Raw genomic sequence first — 18,137 nt, forward strand, 5'->3', positions numbered from 1 at the left:
GCCTTGGGCGCTGGCCAGACCCGGCGGCAGGGCTCTCGCGCATCTCTACCTCGGCAGATACGGACTCGCCTTGCCGTACCAGCTAATGCGCAGGGTGTCACGAGCACGCGTGGCCGCGACGAACAGCAGTGAGCGGGCCTTCAGTTCCTCCCGGGCGAGGCGCCGGGGGTCCGTCTCGCGGTAGCGCTGGACGACGGACGCGCGGGGGATGACGCCGTCACGGGCACCGACGATGGCGAGCCGTTGGTATTCCAGGCCCTTGAAGCGGTGCATAGTGCCGACGTGGATGTCGCCGTCTCCTTTGACGCCGTCCTTGGTGAGTTCGGCGACGGTCAGTTCGCCCTCGGCCGCCAGGTAGAGCATGACCTGGTTGACGGCGTCGCGGTCGGCGACGCACACCGCGATGTTGCCCCGGGGGTCGCGGACCTTGCCATCGGTCCCGCCGGTGGCGAGCTCCGCACGCCAGGACCGGAGGGCAACAGCGAGTCGGGCGAGTTCCTCGTCCCAGCTCACGCAGCGGACGAGTTCGGGGGCCGGTCCCCGCAGCACGGAGCGGTAGCCGTCGAGGTTGTCCGTGCCGTCGTCGAGGTCGTCGAAGGTGATCTGGCCGCCCTTGGGATTCACCACCTCTATGGCCCGGCTCAGGATCTCGCGGGTGGTCCGGTAGCTGAGGGTGAGGCGGGCCGCGCGACCTCGGATGTTGACGCCGACGGTGCCCAGGGTGACCTGCTGGCCGTAGATGCGCTGGTGGGTGTCGCCGGCGATGAACATGTCGTCCTCACCGGGGGCGACCATGGCGCGCAACATCTTCCAGTGGGCGGGCCGGAGGTCCTGCGCCTCGTCGACGACGACATGCCGGTAGCGGTGGCTCAGGTAGTGCATGCCGGAACTGTCGTCGCGGTGGATGTGGTTCTTGCCGTCGGTCTCGTCCTTGTACCCCTGGCGTTGCTCGATCTTGGCGGCGCGCTGCATCTCAAAGCGGGCGGCGCGTTCGGCGGCCTGGCCCCAGGTCTCGCGGCCCTCCTTATCGAGGCGGGTGGTGAACTGCTCCAGGATCTTCCAGATCTGCGCCCGGTCGGGGCGGCTGACGGACCGTCCGCGTCCGGCTCGCCGCGCGTCGAAGTACGCCTTGCGGGTGCCGAGGGACTGTCCCAGGATCACCTGCTCCCATTCCTCGTAGAGGAATTCCGCGTCCCAGCGCTTCTCGTCGAGTTCGAGGAGGACCTGGCGCAGGTTGTTCAGGGCGACACTGTCGTAGATGCGCTGCTTCCCGGCGCCGGCGGCGGTGTTCTCGTTGAGGACGCGCGCGGCAAGCTGGTCGATGTGCGTGATGTCGACGCGGGCCAGCAGTTCGGGTTCGAGGAGGGAGGACAGGCGGGCGCGCAGGTCGGTGGTGAGGTTCTTGGTGAAGGTGGTGAGCAGGATGGGCTTGCCGTGGCCGGGGGGCAGTTGTTCGGCGAGGTAGTTGACGCGGTGGAGGGCGACGATGGTCTTGCCGGTGCCGGGGCCGCCGGAAACCCGGAACGGGCCGCTGTAGTGGCGGTGGACGAGCTTGGCCTGAGCGGGGTGGAGGAAGACCTTCCAGGCCCGGAAGTCGCCCTCTTCGAGAATGTCCTTGAGGGCGTCGTCGACGGTGGTGACCGTGGTACGGGCGAGCGCCGCGTCCAGGTCGTGCCGCTCGGACTCTTCCAGTGCGACGTCGACAGGAGCGGTGATCTCCTTGCGGACGTCCTCGATGGACAGGCCGGCGGCCAGGCCGTACAGGATGTCCTTGGTGAGGAGTGGTGCTCCGGAGACCAGGGCGTCGAGTTCGGTGCTTTCGGTGACGGCGAGGGCGAACTCGATGAGCTGTTCGGCGACACCGAGGTCACGAAGGTCCTCGACGCCGAGGCCGGCGAGAAGCGGCTCGGCCTCGGGCGGGGCGATCGCTTGATCGGCAGGTTCGGGGCCGACCGGTACGGGGGCGGGTGTCCCCGGCTCGCCCCCGCCCTCGGGATCGGCCGGAGTAAGCGTCATCCCCGCCCGCTGGAGCACGCTCCGACCCACCACGGAGAGGTCCACGAATTCGATCTCGCCGGTGATGCGGTTGATCGCGACGGAGAGTTCTTCGTAGACGTGCTTGCGATGGCGGACGGCGACGACCAGCCACTTCTCGCGGCCGGCCGCGTCGAGGCCGATCTTGGCGAGGAGCGCCCGGTAGGACTGGTCGATCTTGGCGCGGTAGACGCGGCCGTCACCCTTGAGCGGCTTCAGGTCGAGACCCGGGTGGTCGGGGTTTTGCCGGAAGCGGTGTGAAAAGTCGTAGAACTTGCCCTTGACCGAGCGGTCGAGCTTGTACAGCTCCTGTTCGGCCTTCTCGTACAGGCTGAGCCGTGCGGTCATCGGTGGTCGGTACCTTCCGTGTCCGGGAGCAGGTTGAGCAGGGAGTCGAGGTGGCCGAGCCAGTCGGCTGCCGTGCGCACGGTCCAGCCGTCGCCGGTGTAGGCGGCGTCCCGCTTCTGGCGTTCCTCGCTGTCATGGGCGTCCGAGTTGACGAACACCGCCACCTTGGTGGCGGAGTCGGGCCAGGCGAAGTCGGCCTGCCAGCCGCGGTCGCCCAGTTCGTAACCGAAGGCCGGGGCCTTCTTGCCACGTGCGGCGAGTGCCTTGGCCAGCCGGGTGAGGTCCGAGTCCGGTTCGTCCTCATCGAGAAGCTGGAGGATGTCCTCGTCCCAGACAGCGTCACGGAGCAGACCCTCGACGGCCTGCTCCAGGGAAGAAGAGTCCGAGGACCGGTCGTCGCCCGTTCCCATCGGCGCTGCGCCATCGGCGGCCACCGTGGCCGTCTCGGGGTGCAGCCGGGCGATCAGCGTCTCCAGCTCCCCGGCCCCGCCTCCGACCCGCAGCATCTCCACTGCGAAGCCGGCGGCCCGGCTGCCGGCGAGCTGCACGCCGTCGCCGCCGCTGAAGGCGAGGAACTGAAGAAGGTTGGACCAGTAGAGCCAGGATCGCCAGCGAAGTTTGTGCGCGGTGGTACCGAGCTGATCGCCGTCCTGGTCGTCGAGTACGGCGAGGGCACCCCAGCCGACCTTGCCGGTGCCGTCCGGTCCTCCGGACGGGTCCACGGTGTAGAGCAGGGACAGGCCGTGCTCGTCGGTGGCGGAGAGGACGAGGATTTCGCCGTCTCCGGTGGCGGGTCCCACCTCGGCCACCGGGTTGCCGCCCTTCGCAAGGGAGCCGAGGGCGCTTCGCAGGGTCGCACGGGCCTGCGCGGGGTCGACGTTCTGGGCCAGCGGTTCGGGTGCGCTGAGGAGCCCGCCGACCACCGCTTCGGCCCGTCGGCCCCACCGGGTGCGGGAGGGGTCGCGGAGGTAGCCGAGGAGTGTGTCGATGGGGTTGACGAAGACCGCGTCGGCCAGTTCGGCGCGATCGCCGCCGAGTTCCTCGTACCAGTCCTTGGCGGTGTCCTGTCCGGTACGCCGGTAGGGCGGCCATACCGCGCTGACGGTGGCGCGATCCCCCTTCTCAAGGAGTTCGAGATCGTCCCAGGTGATCTGGAAGACGAGGGCACCGCCGGCCCGCAGTTCGTCCCGCTTCGCAGAGTCGGCCGCGATGCGGTTGTGCGCGCGGGTGGCGTGGAAACGGTGGCCGTCGAGGAAGACGTGCACCTTCTGGGGTGTGCCCTCGGTCTTCTCGAAGGTGAAGTCGGTGCGGGTGAACTCCTCGTCGCGCTGGGCGGTCAGCCGCCATGCCGTCGCCCCGGCGAAACGCAGGGTACCGCTGTGCGCACCGCTCTCCTCCAGGGAGGCATCGTCCTGGCCGGTGCTCCAGGTGCGCAGGGCGGCGAGGAAGCGGACCTCCAGGTCGGACTCGACCTGCCGGTCCAGGCCGATCGCCGCGGTTGTCGCAATCTCCTTGGTGGCCCAGTAGCTGATCGGGTTCCCGTCGTCGTCGGTGAGCGGACGGCCGTCCTCGTCGACGGGACCGAGCAGACTGTTGATGATCTCCAGCGCGTCGTGGCGGGAGACGGCGTCCTGGTGCCGCTCCTCCGCGTGTCGGTGCAGGCAGCGATGGCAGGCGCGCCGCCCCTCTGCCTTGCACGGGCATGCCACCAGCATGTCGCGTGCTTCGACGAGGGTGTCGCGGAAGGCGACCGGCTTCTTGAGCCGGTCCAGGTAGCCGGTGCCGCCCGGGAGGCGGTCGTAGAGGACGAGGAAGTGTCGCCGCTCACCGGTGGCCGCGTCGGGCATCGTGGCGAGAGTGGTGTCCAGATGGACGGGGTCGCCGCCGAAGTGCCGGTCGACGCCCAGTCGCAGCGCGGCCCGGAAGGAGTGGACTTTCTCGTCGACGAGTACGGTCGCGGCGGGCAGCAGGATGCGCAGGGCCTCGGTGGTGAGCTGGTGGGCGAGGAGCACCGGTTTCTGCTTCGGTGCGTCGGCTCCCCTCTTGCCCCGCCGCAGCGGGCACCAGGGCTGGTGGTGCTTCACGGCGGGGTTGCGTACGGCGGAGCTGTCGAGAGCGTCGGTGTCGTGGTCGAAGACCGGTCTGCCGTCGGCGCTCGCCGCCCCGCAGGCGGTGCAGACGTGGAAGGGCGCCAGCCGGACGTCGTGTCCGGCCAGTTGTTCCTCGGCGCGGGCGTCGAACCGGAGCGGGCCCACGTTGATCCGCCGGATCACCGCCTTGCGGGAGTAGTCGACGCCGAAGGTCTCGCGGGTGTGCCGCCAGGATGCCTTGGGCTCGATGTGCTTCGCCGGGAAGTCGACGGCGTCGATGACGGAGTAGAAGCGCTGTTCCCGGTCGTCCTTGTCGTCGCCGATCCGAGCATCGTCGCGCTTGCCGCGGGAGGTGACGACGCTCGGTTCGATCACATGGTGCAGGCAGGAGCCGTCATCCGCGATGCCGGTGCTGCGGCAGCGCGGGCAGGGGCTGCGGTCCTCGGCGGCGTCCTCGGTGCGGACGTAGCCGCACTCGGGGCAGAAGCGCCACGGCGTCCAGTCGGGCCGGGTCGAGCTGCCGATCTCAATGCCGGTGACCTGGTGCTTGTAGCCGTTGACGTAGAACGTGTTGCCGGGGGCCAGTTCCGACAGCGCGTACCGTTGCGGCCGCTCGTACGGGCGCATCTTGGAGTCGAAGCGCTCCCGCCCCGTCTTCGGTTCGGGCCCGTCGAACCAGTACAGGGTGGCGTTGAGGGTGGTGGCGGCGTCGAGGAGAGCGTAGTTCGGCAGCAGGCCGAGGTCGCAGAGGGCCTGCTGGGCGGTTGCGGTGCCGCGTTTCATCATGCGGCGGCCGACGGCCCGGTGATCAGCTTCCAGTTCGGCTTTGCGGACGCGCTGTTCCTCGTCGTCCTCGTGCAGTTCGCGCACGGCCTCGTCGATGAAGGTGAGCCTGCGGCGCAGTGCCTCCTCGCCGCGCTTCCACTGGCGTGCGGCCTCCTCGGCGGTGCCGCGCAGCTCGCGGTGAGCGTAGGCGCGCAGTTCGTCGGCGGCGGAGTCGCTCACGCCGGTGGGGAAGAGCCCGAGGAAGCCCTCGACGAGTTCCTCGGCGTGGGCGAGCGACGCCTCCACCAGGTCCGCGAGGTACCCGCTTGGTCCGAAGAGCGCGGGCGCGTCCGGCGGGATCGCGGCGAGGGCCCGCCCGTCGGTCCGCTTCAGCCTGCCCTGCGCGGCGAGGTCAAGCAGGTGGGCGAGGTACTGCCGGCGCAGAATCTCGATGGCCGACAGGTGGCTGCCCGGCGGCACGATCTGCCCGGCGATCATCTCGCGGGGCTGGTCGAGGTAGTACAGGTCCCTGCGACTGCGGTCGGGGATGGTGAGGAGGAAGGCGTTGCCGGTGCGCCGTCCCGCGCGGCCGACCTGCTGGACGTAGTTGGCGGCCCGGCGGGGCAGGGCGGCCAGCACGACGGCCGACAGATCGCCGATGTCGATGCCCAACTCCAAGGTGGGTGTGCAGGAAAGCACGTTGGGATCTTTGAACCCGCTGCCGTCCCGGAAGGCCCCCTCGACCCGCTCGCGTTCCGGGCGTGTGAGCATGCCCGTGTGCTCGGCGGTGATCACCTGGTAGGTGCCCGCCTTGCGGTACAGCCTGCGGTAGTAGTCCTCGCGGTAGTCGCGGTCTCGCTGGTGCCGGCCGAGCCCTTCCGGCCGGGTGCCGGCGACGAGGCGACCGTTGCGGCAGCGGTAAGCGGGGCACTTCTGGCCGTCCCACTGGCCGAGCAGGTCGGGGTGGACGGTCTGTTCCCAGAAGCAGGACGGGCAGCGGACGAACGCATCGTTGACCTCGTCGTCCTTGAGGAGCTGGACGTCGACGGCCCCCGGCTTGAGCCCGTAGACCCTGAGACCGCTGTCCTCTGGTGTACGTACGGCGAGCAGTCCGGCGGCGACGAGTTCAGGCAGCAGACGTGACCAGAACTCGGCGGCCTGCTCGCGGGGCAGGCCGAGACTGCGCTGGGCCCACCGCTCGGACCAGGAGAGGCGCCCGGTGGCGAAGTCGAACTCGCTCCTGGATTTCGGCGCGTTGAGCAGGAAGACGGGCGCGGCGATGCCCTTGGGGAAGGCACGCATACCCGGGGGCCGCTTTCCCCAGATGAAGTAGCGGCTGGTTCCGGCCTCCTTGAGATAGCCGTCAAGCCAGCGGTGGCCGATCGCGCCGCGGGTCCGCAGCCGCTCCAGGAAGATCCGCAAGAAGCCGAGGTACCGGTCGTCGTCCAGTGCGTCGGGGACGGGCAGTTGGCTGCCCTTGCCATAGGGAGCGGTGTGTGCAGCGCGGACGACGTCGGCGGCGGCCATCGGAACCGCTATGCGTACCTGGGCGGCGGCGGTGCGGGTGAGTTCGAGCGTACGGCCGTTGCGTGAGCGGAACCCGAACTCCATCAACGCCTCGAAAGCGAACCGCTCCCCGATCAGCCGCCAGGTCTTGTAGTCCCCGCCCCGGCCCTGACCGGAGAGGAGCTTCTTGACGCCCTTGACGTCGTGCAGGTCGGTAGGGACAACGGCGGCGAGCGTTGTGCGGTCGGTGGTCGCAGCGACGACGTCGGCGATCAGGTCGTTGAGCGCGGTCGGGGCGTCCTCGGAGAGGTGGCTCTTGAACAGGGCGCGCAGGGAGAACGTGTACGAGCGGCTGGCGACGAAGCCGGCGCGGTGCGCGGCGTCCTGCACCGAGTCGTTGAACATCAGGGTCTTGGTCTCACCCTGCTGCTTGTCCAGCTCCCCGCCCGTGAACAACTGGGTGACGGACGCGGCGGCGAGCGCGGCGGCTCCGGTACCGAGGAAGCGGATGGTGTTGCGCGACCCGCAGGCCGGGCACCAGTCCTCCTCGGCAGCGGTCGTCGCGGTCTCCCCCAGGTAGACGAGGACGAACGCGGAATCGGCGCCGGCCAGCCGGGGACCGCCGGTGTCGGGGTCGTAGTCGGCCACCGGATCGGGCAGCCGGAGCCTGCGCTTGGGCCCGTCCAGGATCCGGAGCTGGCCCGCCCCTGCCACGTTGAGCGCGTTGGCGTCGGCACGCCCCGCAGCGCGGCCGGCGCCATGCATGGCCGCTATTCCGGAACCCTCCCGGGCCTCGCCGTCGGTGGCGGCGATGAGGTTTCGCACCCGCATCTTGTCCTGGCTGACCGAGGCCCGCCGGATCTTGTGCGAGTCGACCTCGACGTCCAGGTCGTCGGACTCCGGGGTGAAGACCGCCCAGCCGGAACGCCCGCAGTCACGGCAGTACACGGCGGGGAGGAACAGGTTCGCCGACTGTCCCTCGGTCGCCGTGGTGACGGGCGCGGTGCGCGCGGCTGCTTCTTCGCTGCTCTCGGGGGCGCCGACCGCGTCCCACTGGAACTCGGCCTTGGGCCACGGCAGCACGCCCCGCACGAGACGGGACACCGACCGGGCCCACTGGTGGACCTCGACCTGCACGAAGGGACGCGGCTCCCCCGGCGTGGACGCCGGGTCGCGGGCCACCGAAAGCAGCGCGACGAGGCGGGCGAGCGCCTTCGCCGCGAGCTCGGGGCGAAGGGTGATCGTGCGGCCCCACGCTTGGGCACCGCGGCGCCACATCAGGTCGAGGACCTCGGGCACGGAACGCACCTGCCCGTCCAGGGCGTGCAGCACAGCGGCGGTCAGGGGGTGCTGCTTCAGCATCCGGCCGAGGATGAACGGATCGGTGTACGGACTGCCGGTGACGGCTTCGGCGAGCGCGGAGAACTCCTCCTCGCCGAGGGTGGGGTCGGCCAGGGCCGCCAGTTCGTCGGGGGTCGGCACGGGCAGGACCGGGTCGAAGTCGTCGCCGGGGACGAACTCCTCGACGGCTAGGCGCTGTTCGCCGACCACGGCGTCGGCGGTGAACTCCGTTCCGAACACCTGGGTCGCCACGTCGAGCAGTTGCCGCACTCCGTCGGCGCCCGTCCCGGAGGCGAGGGTCGCGGAAGTGGCGACCGGGCAGATACGGCCAAGGGGCCGCCCCTCCTCCGAGGCTCCGACGGCGGAGGCAAGCCGGCGCAGAAGCATCGCGACGTCCGTGCCCTGCGCGCCGTCGTAGGTGTGGAACTCGTCGACGACGACGTATCGGATGTCGGAGCGCGTCCACATGGCGGCGTCGTCGGCGCGCTGGAGGAGGAGATCCAGCATCTTGTAGTTGGTGATGAGGATGTCTGGCGGCGTGACCTGCATGTCGTACCGGTCGGTATACACCCTGTCGTACCGGGTTGCCGCGCGCTCGCCGATGTAGAGGCCGGCCCGGACCCTGTGGAGTTCGGGATGCTCGGTGAGGAGTACGTTGATGCGCTGCGCCTGGTCGGTGGCGAGGGCGTTCATGGGGTACAGGAACACGGCCTTGATGCCGCCGCGGCCGGCTGCCCGCTCGCGGGCGCAGTGGTCAAGCACTGGGTAGAGAAAGGACTCCGTCTTGCCGGAACCGGTACCGGTGGTCACGAGGGTCGGCCGGGGCGTCCGCCCGCCTGCGGAGGAGAGCCGCTCGAAGGCGACGGCCTGGTGGGCGTAGGGCGTCCAGCCGTCCGTGCGCCGCCAGTCGAGGTGCTGTTCCCACGCCGAATCCGCCGGGACGAACGGCGTGCGCAGGCGGAGGAACGGCCCCCTGAACATGCCGGCGTTGTCGTCGCCGAGGAACCGGTGCAGGGCCTTCCGTGCGCCCTCGTCGGTGAGGGCGTAGGTGGTGGAGAGGTACTGAAGCAGGCTCTCCTTCAACCCCTCGGCTTCCAGCGTCGGCCTCACGGCTTCGGCACCTCCTGCTTGACCGGGTCCCATTCGCCGGCGGCGACGGCGTCGTCGAGGCGCTTCTGGAAGTAGGCGTGGGCTTCGCGCATTTCGGTCTCGCGGTCGGCCTTGTAGAAGGGGGCGGTGTAGCCGTCGGGGACGGGGGTTTGGGGGGCGGGGTTGTTGGCGGGGTCGGCCTGATGGGCTTTGAAGGCGGGGTCGGCCATGTACTTCTCGAACTGCTTCCAGGTTTCTTTGGTCTGGCGCCAACCGACTGTGCGGGCGTCACCGGCCAGCTTCCAACCTTTAGTGTCAAACCACGTTACCGTCTCGTATTTCTGCAGAACCGGGAAGCGGCCTCTATAGGCGGCGATCAATGCATCGGCATCCATTCCCAGCCAAACCGCCACCAGCGCGTCAATCTCGACGAGCGCGGCCCGGCGCGCGTACTCAGTCCGCAGTGGAGTGTCAGACTGCCAAATGGGGCCGCACTCGTGAAGTTGGATCGTCATAGAAGGCCAAGCACGGGCCCATGGTTCGAAATCAGCCCACTTAGGGTCGTGGAGCTTCTGCCAGAGTTCAGCGTAGGCAGCAGTGAGGCAGTTCAGCCGCAGACTACGGAGAAGGAGGGCAGAGGCGAGGGGATGTGCCCCATGGGGCGCGGGAAGGCGTCGCGCCTGAGCGACGTCCAAGTGCCTGACCCCGGCGATGCGCAGAAGATAGTCCACAGGTAGCGCCGACCAGAGACCTGCCAACAAGGCAGTATCCCGGTCGCTAGCCACCTGAGCAGACCTTACTGCGTGAATATGGGCGGCGCCTGGCGGAATCAGCGCTGTATACAGACTTCGCTCGGTGTCCGGAGCGATCATCTCGCGCCACGCAGCGCGATAGAACGTAGTGTACCGTCTCGCCGAACGCACCTTGAATACATCGTCCACCGACTCGTACAGGACCTCACTCAGTGCACAGTCAAGCTTCTCCGCCAACTGCTCTGTCACCTCTCGGATTTCCTCCTCCGAGGTCCGGAGTCGCTCAATTTCCACGTGATCCAGCCACCGGTCTTGCATCGCTAGATATTCCGCATACCGCCCCTTCGCGATCACGTATGCCGTGTCCGGGACATACTCGGGAGACAACTGAACAAGGTCAGCCCCGTAGGGATCGTTGCTATTGGCATCGTGGCGCTTGAAAGCGGCTGTAGCCACGCCGAGCTGAGGACCTTTGAGAATAACGTTTTGCCAATCCTCGGGCTGATACTCTACACCTGTCCCCGGATCAATCCGATTGTATTCGATGAGGTTTTCCTTCTTCGCGCCACTCTCGTCATATCCGCGCGAGATCTGCGGGCCAAAGACATCAAGCCGCAGAGGGTAATCAGCTAGCGCGGCAATTGCAGAGTTCTCCTCCGTACTCACGGGAAACAGCAAGCGAGTCCGGCCCACACGCACGTGCTCTTCGCCGAGGAGACGTCCCCACACGTACAGAGTCTCGGTGTTTACGTGAATAACCCTGCGAAGGTGTGGGCGCTCATCATAGGCACCACCTCGGTAGCGGATGCCTGGACCTTCACCTGAACCATCATGCTGCGAGGAGATACGAAGAGCATTAACAGATACCAGCCATGACAGGTGTTCAAATTCAATCTCTCCAGGGGGGCCATAGACGTGAACCCCGAAGTGCGTCGACTCGCCGACCGGCCTGGGAAAGAAGCGATGCCCAGGGTTGAAGAAATCACCGTGCACTCGAAGACGGCGGTAGGCAGCCTCACGTAGCGCACCTTCATCACCCGTGAAGTGAGAGTCAGGGTGCACCAACCCCATAATGCCTGCAACCGAGCCATGACCCCAGACCTGGCACATAAAAGCCCGATACAGGTCAGGCTGACTGCCTGAGAGCAGCGGGTATACGTGCGGAGCTGCGAGATAGCCGGCCACGGTCGCCGTTGATGTCACCTCTTGCAGCGCGTATGCCACCACTTGTGGCGTCGCAAGCTCAGCCGTCCGCCGCCGCATCTTCTCTTCAGCCTGAGGCTTCTCGGTCAGCATGAACCACGGGTCGAACTCGGCGAGGACCGGGTTTTCTTTCCATTGCGGCCGCACCCACGGCGGGTTCCCTACCTGAAGGTCAAAACCCCCGCCCTCCGCGAAAGCGAGGGCGAAGTCCAACTCCCAGTGCAAGAATCCCTGCTCCTCTGCGATCTCCCTCACGCCCCGCATCCACGGATACCGCGTCTCCGGATCGAGACGGTCCATCCACATCTCGTCCAGGAGCAGGGCCTCATAGTTCTTCAGCTCCTCCAGGCTGTCGAGGGCCGATCCGATACTGGCGTCCGGGACCGGCCCCGTGCCCAGCATCGACTCCAGGAAGTCCAGCCAGTCGTCCAAGTCCTTGAGCGGGATGACGGGGCGACGGCGCTTCGGCGCAGGACCGCTTGCCTTCCCCCGCTGCTTCGGTACACCACCAGCCTTCTGCACCTCGTAGAAGTAGTCCCCCTCAGCCGCCATATTCGCCTCGTCAAGCGACGGCTGGTCACCGGCCATCTGGAAGAGCAACCCCGCCTCGACAAACCGGGGCACAGGCTTGCTCACCGCAGGCGCAACCTCAGCACCTCCGCTCGGCCGTGCCTCCTTCCCGGCCGCCTGCGGAGCCTCCGGCTCACCGAACCCGCCCAGCAACTCCTCCACGTCAACGGACTCCGCCGCGTACTCCCCATCCGTACCGTCCAGCAGCCCGACCTTGTCCACCGGCCAGAACCACAACGCACACCAGGCATCCATCACCTGCTTCAGCCGCCAGTACGGCGTATCCACCGCGTCGAAAAGGTCCGCATAGACCTTCTCCTTCGACAGCCGCGTCGCACCGACACCATCCTCGGCCCGCCGCAGGAACCCGAACTCCTCGTCCGTCGGATCGGCTTCCCACACGTCGATGCTCCGTGCGATCTCCCGCTCCGACAGCTCCATTCGCTTGACGACGAGCTTCCACAGGAACTCCGCGCGCCGCGCCGCGTCCCGCAGCCGCGTGTACTGAGACGCGGCCTCACCCCCGGTCTTCCGGTCGACCCTCGGCGCACCGGCCTTCGTGTACTTCCGCTCCGGCTTCCTGAGTACGCCCTTCTTCCAGTCCCTTAGCTGCTCGACGCCGTCCCAGGCCAACTCCTGCAGCAATTTCTTCGCATCCCCGCTCGCCCGTGTCACCGCCGCCCACCCCGGCGTCGGCAGCAGGAACTGGTGCACTGCCCCGTCCGGAAGGGGCAACGCCTCCCCGCCGGCCTCGTTGTCCTGGAACGGCAGCCGCTTCGGCGGCTGGGTGTCCTTGTCCTTCAGCCACCCCGGCCTGCCCTTATGCGGTGAGACATCCCCCGCTGCGTACACCGCCCGCCGCCCACCGATCAGCGAGTTACCCCGCCGCAGATGCAGCCCGAACCACGGCGCCCGCATCCCGGGGTGCATGGTGTTGAGCCACAGTGAGACTTCCGCCAGCTCGACGCCCGTCCGGTTCAGGTCCACGCCGTACGCGTTGTGAAGCGCGATGTACGCCTTGACCTTCTGCTTCTCCGTCAGCGCCTGCGCGGTCGGGATGGACCGGCCCAACTCGTCCTGTCGACGCCGCAGATACTCCTCGGCAACCTGGTTGATCGCCTCGTTGAGGAACGCCCCGGAACCGAGCGCCGGCTCGCAGATGCGGTACTTCAGGAGTTCCGAAGCGCGCGTCTTGATGACATTCCCCGCCTCGTCCTTCTCCTGGTCCAGACGGTGCTTCAGGGCCAGCTCGACGGTGACCTTCGTCAGCGACTCGGGTGTGTAGTAGGAGGCGGACGTCTCCCGGTCGCGCCCCGCGAGGCGGTAGACGAAAGTCCCCGCCGGGTACTTCTTCGCCCCGCGCAGGCCCTTCTCCTCGCGGTCGCGTTCGTCGTACTCGACCCAGGTCTTCTCGTCGTATTCCTTGAGCCGGTACGAGGGGACAAGCCACGACCCCTTCTCCGGGTCGCCGCCCTTGGCGACCTCGCACAGCTCCTCCTCCGCGATGATGCCGGTGTACGACATCAGCCCCTCGTAGACCGCGCCGAGCTGGTTGATGCCCAGGTTGCGGTACGAGATGAAGCCGCCGCGTTCCCCACGCCGCCTGGCCTTCTTCATGGTGAGCAGGCGCAGCACCTCGTGCAGGGCGCTGTTGCGCAGGCGCAGGTCGAGCCAGGCCGGGCCGTCGGGGCCGTCCTCGTCGTGGCGCGGGTCGCGGGTTCCGCGGCCGATGAGCCGTACCGACGCCGGTTCGAAGAGTTCGCTGCGCAGCGGTTCGAAGCGCAGGCCGCGTCCCTCGCTGCGCTGCTTCGCTTTCTTCTTGCGGGTCTCGGCGTCGTCCCCGGGACGCTCGTCCCACTCCTCGGTGCCGTACTCCCGATGGCCGCGGTTGACGTTGTTGAACAGGACGTCGAGGGAGTCGTGCAGGTGGAAGCCGTTGCGGGCAGTCTCGTCCGTGAGCTGGGTGTCCCGCTCGACGATCTCCCGCAGGCGGGCCACCGAGTAGCCGGCCTCGTACGTACCGTCGTCGGCGGGGAGGATGCCCAGCTCGGGGCGGGCTTCGGCGTACAGCAGGAACAGGATGCGGTAGAGGTAGCGCAGCGCCTCCCGGGTGAGCTGCCGGGCGAACGACTCCCCGGGCCGTTCCAGAGCACGCGGGTCCAGCTCGGCCTCCTCCAGCCGGGCCAGCACCTCGTTGGCGATGATCTCGACGGACTTCTGGAGTCCCTGGCGCAGTTCACCGGAGACCCCGACCGCGTTGTCCCGGGACGCCTTGACCAGGGCGTCGATGGCGGGGCCCTTGCCGTCCTCGGCCGGGGCAAGCGCGTTGTGGCTGAACAGGCCGGCGATGACCGCGAGTTCGCCGTACTGCTTGCGGTCGTAGCGCTCCAGGGCGGCGTCGAGGTTGACGGCGAGGTAGCGGCCCTCGCCCCACGCCTGCCGGTCGGCCAGGACGATCACGCCACCGCACAGCAGCAGCACGAAGCGCGGGGTGCCGCCGCCTTCGCCGCCCAGTTCGCTCTGGAACAGCCAGGTGGCGAGCGCGTGGCCCGACTCGTAGGTCTCAGCGTTGCCCACCGTCCGCAGCGGGTGGAGCAGACGGCCGTAACCATCGGCGTCCAGTGCGGTGTCGTTGGTCGCGGACCAGCCGCAGTCGACGGCGACGATGCCGTCACCGTGCCAGGCCACCTGCACCGTGTGGTCGCGTCCGGCTCGGTGCACGGTCAGCTCGCGCGGACCGTCTTCGTCGTCGTCGGCCCCCGGGTAGCCGAGGGCGGCGAGCACCGTGCGGTGCCACTGGGCGACGCGTCCACGCCACTCCTCGTCCTCGTAGGTGTTGAGGCGCTCCTCGAAGCCTTCCTTGTCCGGGTATTCGTCGTCCGCCGCGTCCGCCTTGGCCTGCTCGGCGAAGAAGCCCCGGTACTTCTCGTCGAGGTAGACGGAGCGCAGACCGCGCAGGGCGACGCGCGGTGTCGTGCGCTTGTCGTTCTCGTCGGACTCGATGTCCGCCCAGGTCGCGAAGACACCCTTCTTCAGGCCGTCGGCGAGCTGCTCGGCGAAGTAGTGCGCGGACAGGTACTCGCCGCGGTTGGCGAAGGAGTCGAAGTCGGTGCTCATCGGGCGGTCGTCTCTCCGGCGTCGGGCAGGTCGGTCGCGGCGGGCCCTGGGGCGGGCGGTGCGGGAGTGGCGGCGAGCGGTTCGAGGACGGCGAGGAGCCGCAGCAGGGGGGCGCCGGAGGTGTGCAGGGAGCGGATCAGCTTCCGGCGCCGGTCCGCTTTGAGGTTCACGTCGGTCTGCTTCTTCTGCGAGCGGCGGGCCTCCGCGGTGAACAGCGCGGCCTGCTTCCACTCGGTGACGCGCTTCTCGAAGGGCGCGAGTACGGCCTCGATCTGCTCCGCGTACTCGGCCTCACGGCCCTCCAGATACTGTCGCGCCTCACCAACCGCGTCCGGCACCCAGTGCTGGAGGATGTCCTTGTTCACCGGTGTGGCACGCCCCGGCATGCTCGGGCCGACCCGGCAGGCGGCGAGGAAGGCGTTGTCCATCCGGTAGGTGCGCGGGGCGTCGGGCAGGCCGGTGACGGCCATCCACTCGACGACGGTGGGGCGCCCGGCCTTGTTCGAGTAGATGCCCTGGAGGAGGTAGACCGGGCCGTCGAGGGCAGCGGGCAGCTCCGGGTCGATGTCCTTCGCCTTGTCGCGATCCGGGTCGAAGGCGAGGACGAACGCTTCGTCGTGGCGGAGCGCGGCGAGCGCTTTGTCGGTGACCCAGTCCAGGACGGGGTGCACGTCGGAGACATAGCTGACGTTCGGCCACTGGCTGTCCGACTCCTCGCGTGCCACCTTCAGGCGCTTGCCGGCGAGCCCCTTGTCGAAGGTGAGGCGGATGCGCCCCTCCTTGTTCGCCGTGGGGAGGATCTCCTGTTCGGTCAGGTAGGACTTGGGCAGGGCCTTCAGCCGGTGGAGGAGGTCCGGTGGCGGCTGAAAGGCGAGGGTGCCGTTGTCTTCCTTCCGGAGCTTGAGAGCGATGTCGGGGCTGACGGGGTGGCAGACCTGGCGGAGGGCTTCGGCGAAGTAGTCGAAGGTGGCGGTCGCGCTGCCCACCGTGCCGAACAGGCCGGGCACCGTGGCGCGGGGGATGTCGTCCGTGGGCTTCTTCGCTCCGACGTTGCCCATGGCCCTGGAGAGCATGGCCTTCCCTCGACCGGTCGCCGTCGAGGACGACTCCTTGATCGACTCCTCAACGGTGCGGCCGGCGATGAGGTCGCGGGTGAGGCGGTCCTCTTCCTCCTTCGCCTTGTAGATCCCGGTGACCGCCTCCGCGCTGCCCTCGATGCGGTGGGCCTCCTCCTCGCGGGCGAGCAACTTGGCGCCCACGAGCCGGTCGTCGAGCGGCAGGGACTCGCCGGTCGCCTCGTCCGTGCGCCACTCCACGTCGCTGGTGAGCACCATGGCCCGGAACCGGGGGTTCTTCTTCTGCCCGTAGCGGTCGATGCGGCCGTTGCGCTGCTCGATACGGATCAGCGACCAGGGCAGGTCGTAGTGGATCAGCTCGTTGCACTGCTGATGCAGGTTGACGCCCTCGGAGGCCACATCGCCGGTGAACAGGAGCCGCACCGGCTTCGTCGCCAGGCCGAACTCCTCGACGATGCGCTGCTGCTCCTCCTCGCCTGAGGCGTCGGCGTGCATGACCTCGACGACTCCGTCGTACACCTTCCAGGGCTTGGCTTCCTTCTCGCTCTGCTCCAGTTGCTTCAGCCGCGGGAAGCCGAGCCGGGCGGGTACGGTCCCGGCCAGCCACTTGAGGGTGGGGATGCGCTCGGAGAAGACCACGACCCGGGTGTCGGAACCGGGGCCGACACCGATCTCCTGCAGGGCCTTGACCAGCGCGTCGAGCTTGGACGAGTCGTCGTCGCCCAGGTCGTTCGCGAGGCGGGCGAGGTCGGTGATCGCCTTCCGCTCGACCTGACGCGACGCCTCCAGCCGTGCCGGGTCCTGCCCCTTGCGGCCCTTCAGCGGGTTCTCCAGGGTCTTGGCCCGCGCGGTGACGGAGTGCTGGAAGGCACGGTGCGAGGAGAGGAACGCCTTCAGCAGGTTGTAGGCGACCATCGAGTCCACGCACACCGAGGCATCCGCGGGGTCGCTCGGGATCCAGCGCGCCGCGAACTCCTTGAGGACCGCCTCCTCCTTCGCGGTCGCCTCGGCGATCACCGGCTGGGACGGTCCGCGGTCCGCCCACTCACCCTTCAGGGAATCGCGTACCTCGCGGTCGGTCTTGGTACGGCGGATGTAGAGGTGCCGCAGGTCTTTCACCTCGTACGACGACGGGTCGGCGATGGCCGCGTCGTCCAGCATCCCGATCAGCTCTGCGAAGGACTCGGCGTCACCGTTGTGCGGGGTGGCCGAGGCCAGGACGAAGGCATCGCTGCGGCGGGCCAGGAGGCGGGCCAGGGCGTTGTTCTTCGTGCCCCGGTTGACCAGGTTGTGGGACTCGTCGATGACGACGGCGTCCCAGTCGGTGTTCTCCAGGTGGTGGGCGTAGACGTCGCTCTTGAGGGTGTCCACGGAGATGATTGCCCGCTTGAAGTAGGCGAACGGGTTCCGGCCGGCCGGAATGTCCTGCTGGACGCGCTGGATGCCGGTGGAGTCGAGACGGACGAGCGGAATGGAGAAGCGGGTCCACAGCTCGCGCTGGAACTGCTCCAGAACATGCGCCGGAGTGACCACGAGGATGCGCTCACCGCGGCCCCGGCGGATCAGCTCGGCGAGGAGGACACCGATCTCCAGGGTCTTGCCCAAGCCCACCACGTCCGCGATGAGCACGCGCGGCTGCGGGTTCTCCTTCGAAAGGGCGAGTTCGGCGGGGCGGAGCTGGTGCGTCTGTTGGTCCATGAGGAAGTTGCCGACCAGTGCGAGTCCGTGCTCGGTCTGCGGCAGCGCCGTCTTGCGGATGACGGCCTCCAGGTAAAGGCGCGCCTTGCGGTGGTTCGGCGAGGAGTCGGGGACGAGGCGGGTCTTGACCGGATCGATCGGCTCGATGTGGTCCAGCTTCTCGTAGAAGACCGCGTCCATTCCGCGCACCAGAGCGGAGATGCCGGAGGCCTCGACCATCCAGCCGTCGTACTTCGTCGGCTCGACCTTCTTGACCAGCCACTGCTCGTCACGCACCAGGACCTGGGACCCCGGAGCGAATCCGGAGCGGCGGGAGCGCCGCCCGGCATCGGACGGGGCGTCCGCCGAAACGCCCGCAACGGTCCCGTCTCGGACCACCGAGTCGAAGGCCCCCTGCCGCTTGGGCGCCGTACCGCCGCCCGCCGCCGCACCGCTCACGAACAGCTCCGTTCCCTCGTCGTCCCTGACGTCCCGCATATGTACCTACCGCCGGTTCACAGTCCGCCGGTTCACGGTCTTCTCGCCGTCCGCGTGCCCCCGTGCACCGT

Annotated in this window: 4 protein-coding genes; all 4 read right to left on the reverse strand. The window is 68.4% G+C overall.

Features of this window, described 5'->3' with window-relative positions:
- Window positions 1-45: 45 nt before the first annotated feature.
- Genes O7599_RS08510 through O7599_RS08525 form a run of 4 tightly spaced genes read right to left on the reverse strand, consistent with a single transcriptional unit; the run spans window position 46 to window position 18,066 of the window.
- Window positions 46-2,382 (reverse strand): UvrD-helicase domain-containing protein, encoded by a 2,337-nt coding sequence (locus tag O7599_RS08510; protein ID WP_281621515.1) that lies wholly within the window; start codon window positions 2,380-2,382, stop codon window positions 46-48.
- Entirely contained in the window at window positions 2,379-9,194 is a 6,816-nt protein-coding gene (locus tag O7599_RS08515) for a DEAD/DEAH box helicase (RefSeq protein WP_281621516.1), read from the reverse strand. Before O7599_RS08515 ends, O7599_RS08510 begins: the two co-directional genes overlap by 4 nt.
- Window positions 9,191-14,815 (reverse strand): hypothetical protein, encoded by a 5,625-nt coding sequence (locus O7599_RS08520; RefSeq protein ID WP_281621517.1) that lies wholly within the window; start codon window positions 14,813-14,815, stop codon window positions 9,191-9,193. Before O7599_RS08520 ends, O7599_RS08515 begins: the two co-directional genes overlap by 4 nt.
- Window positions 14,812-18,066, reverse strand: coding sequence for a DEAD/DEAH box helicase (locus tag O7599_RS08525; RefSeq protein ID WP_281621518.1), 3,255 nt, complete (start codon window positions 18,064-18,066; stop codon window positions 14,812-14,814). Before O7599_RS08525 ends, O7599_RS08520 begins: the two co-directional genes overlap by 4 nt.
- Between the last annotated feature and the right edge of the window lie 71 nt (window positions 18,067-18,137).

It is taken from the genome of Streptomyces sp. WMMC500, from assembly GCF_027497195.1.
Taxonomy (GTDB): Bacteria; Actinomycetota; Actinomycetes; order Streptomycetales; family Streptomycetaceae; genus Streptomyces.

Excerpts from the sequence above, each read along its gene's own strand:
- O7599_RS08510 (WP_281621515.1), bottom strand. The coding sequence starts at position 2,382 with ATGACCGCACGGCTCAGCCTGTACGAGAAGGCCGAACAGGAGCTGTAC.
- O7599_RS08520 (WP_281621517.1), bottom strand. The coding sequence starts at position 14,815 with ATGAGCACCGACTTCGACTCCTTCGCCAACCGCGGCGAGTACCTGTCC.
- O7599_RS08525 (WP_281621518.1), bottom strand. The coding sequence starts at position 18,066 with ATGCGGGACGTCAGGGACGACGAGGGAACGGAGCTGTTCGTGAGCGGT.